Source organism: Brachyspira catarrhinii (genome assembly GCF_005518285.1).
GTDB classification, from domain to species: domain Bacteria; phylum Spirochaetota; class Brachyspiria; order Brachyspirales; family Brachyspiraceae; genus Brachyspira; species Brachyspira catarrhinii.
Window position 1 is genome coordinate 1 of sequence record NZ_SJDU01000439.1, and the last position, 1707, is coordinate 1707.

Here is a 1707-nt window from a genome sequence, read left to right on the forward strand (position 1 = left end):
ATTATTATATCTTTTAACTAATAATTTAAATTTTTATATATCGCAATTTTTTAAGGCATTTAATTTTTTAAGTGTCTTTTTCTATTTTGCAAAAACTTTGTCATTACGAGGCGATAGCCGAAGTAATCTAATCTGTGTGGATTGCTTCACTAACGCTCGCAATGACAATGAAAATAATTTTATAATTCTAAATTTAGTTAAAACCTTTTTAACTTCAATCACTTTCGATAGCTTATCAAGGAAAATTAAAAATCCTTGTTTAGTTATAAATAAAAAATTTTTTAAGGAGAAAATATCATGAGTTTTGAAGATAGGTTAATAAACGCTTGTATTAGAGGCGATTATAAAGAAGTTGAAGCTACTGCAGATTCATTAGGTCCAAACATTGATTATCAAGATAATGATGGGTTGACAGCTTTAATGTGGGCTTCAGCAAATGGATATTTAGAAATAGTAGAATATCTAATAAGAGAAAAAAGTGCTAATCCTAATATTAAAAATAATAAAGGTAAAACGGCTTTAGATTTGGCTAAAGAAAACAGACACGAAGAGGTAGCTGAATTTTTGAGAAAAGCTGGGGCTAAACATGGTAATGAAATTGATTAAATAAAAGGATAAAAAATAAATGTTAAATGAAAACGAAATAAAAGAAATATCTAATTCATTAGATAAAATTGAAAAAGAAGTCGATGAACTTGATAAAATAATTGCGCCAAAAATTAAAGAAATAAACGAACGAAAAGAAGAGGAAAAGCGAAGAAGGAAAAGAAGAGAGGAAGAAGAAAGGAGAAGAGAGGAAGAAAGGAGAAGGATAGAAGAAGAAGAGGAGGAGGAAGAAGAGGAAGAGGAAGAAGAAGAACGACGACAAAGAGGAGATTATTATTGATTACAATAAAATTAGGAGAATTAAAATGATAATACATAAAAAAATAAATTTAATGAAGGGGTTTGAAAATGCTTGAAGAATTTATGAAAAATATTTTTAAAAGCTCTCTAACAGGAATAAATATAAAAATAAGAGAAGAAAAAGAAAAAAAAGAATTAAGTGAATATGATAAATTGATGCTGCGTATAGAAAAACTAACGAATAAAATAAATAAAATTAAAGAAAATATAGAAAATATAAATAGTAATTAAGGAGAAAATATTATGCCAAACAAAGAAGAAAAATTAATGGTAGCATGTAAAAATTGTGATTTAGAAAAAGTTGAAAGTCTCGTAGAAGCTAATGAATATGGAATTAATACGCTTGAAAAAGCCAAATCTATAGCTCAAGAGGTCTCATGTTCAGAAGTGGTAGATTGTTTAGAAAATATAACAAGAAAAAAGAGGGGGAAGGAGCTTATAGAAAATTGCAGAAATGCTCTAAATCGTGGGAATCCTGAAAGCAAGATGGATTTTGGAAAGTCTAATTTTAGAATTGATTCTAATCCTCCCGATGATACTAATAATGATAATGAGGATAATGATAATGATATGAATAAACAGATTTGATAAAGACTATAAAAAATAATATTCCCGTCCACATAAATTGTCCAATAATGGATTATAATAAAAACGATTATAACGATGTTTATAAATGGGTGAAAAGTTTTAATTTAGAGGTTAGAGTAGATTACGATATAATGGCAAGATGCGATTTGACTACCGACAATCTCGAGCATCGTTTGAAAACTAAAGAAATGGAAAATATAATTATTAATATTC

6 protein-coding genes are annotated in these 1707 nt (G+C 27.5%); all 6 read left to right on the forward strand.

What is annotated here, in order from left to right; all coding sequences use genetic code 11:
* The coding region (locus EZH24_RS15140; RefSeq protein ID WP_236847201.1) for a hypothetical protein at nt 1–301 on the forward strand (301 nt) is incomplete at its 5' end.
* Complete coding sequence (locus EZH24_RS11265) at nt 298–606, forward strand: ankyrin repeat domain-containing protein (protein WP_137999198.1); 309 nt, start codon at nt 298–300, stop codon at nt 604–606. The genes EZH24_RS15140 and EZH24_RS11265, both read left to right, overlap by 4 nt.
* A 19-nt stretch (nt 607–625) precedes the next feature.
* Nucleotides 626–886: a hypothetical protein gene (locus EZH24_RS11270; protein ID WP_137999199.1), complete on the forward strand. Its 261-nt coding sequence runs from the start codon at nt 626–628 to the stop codon at nt 884–886.
* Between the two features lie 68 nt (nt 887–954).
* Nucleotides 955–1137, forward strand: a complete 183-nt coding sequence (locus EZH24_RS11275; RefSeq protein WP_137999200.1) for a hypothetical protein — start codon at nt 955–957, stop codon at nt 1135–1137.
* 12 nt (nt 1138–1149) lie between these two features.
* The gene (locus tag EZH24_RS11280; RefSeq protein WP_137999201.1) at nt 1150–1494 is read left to right on the forward strand and encodes a hypothetical protein; all 345 of its coding nucleotides are present in this window, start codon (nt 1150–1152) and stop codon (nt 1492–1494) included.
* A partial coding sequence (locus EZH24_RS11285) for a hypothetical protein (protein ID WP_201798592.1) occupies nt 1491–1707 on the forward strand: 217 nt, incomplete at its 3' end. The genes EZH24_RS11280 and EZH24_RS11285, both read left to right, overlap by 4 nt.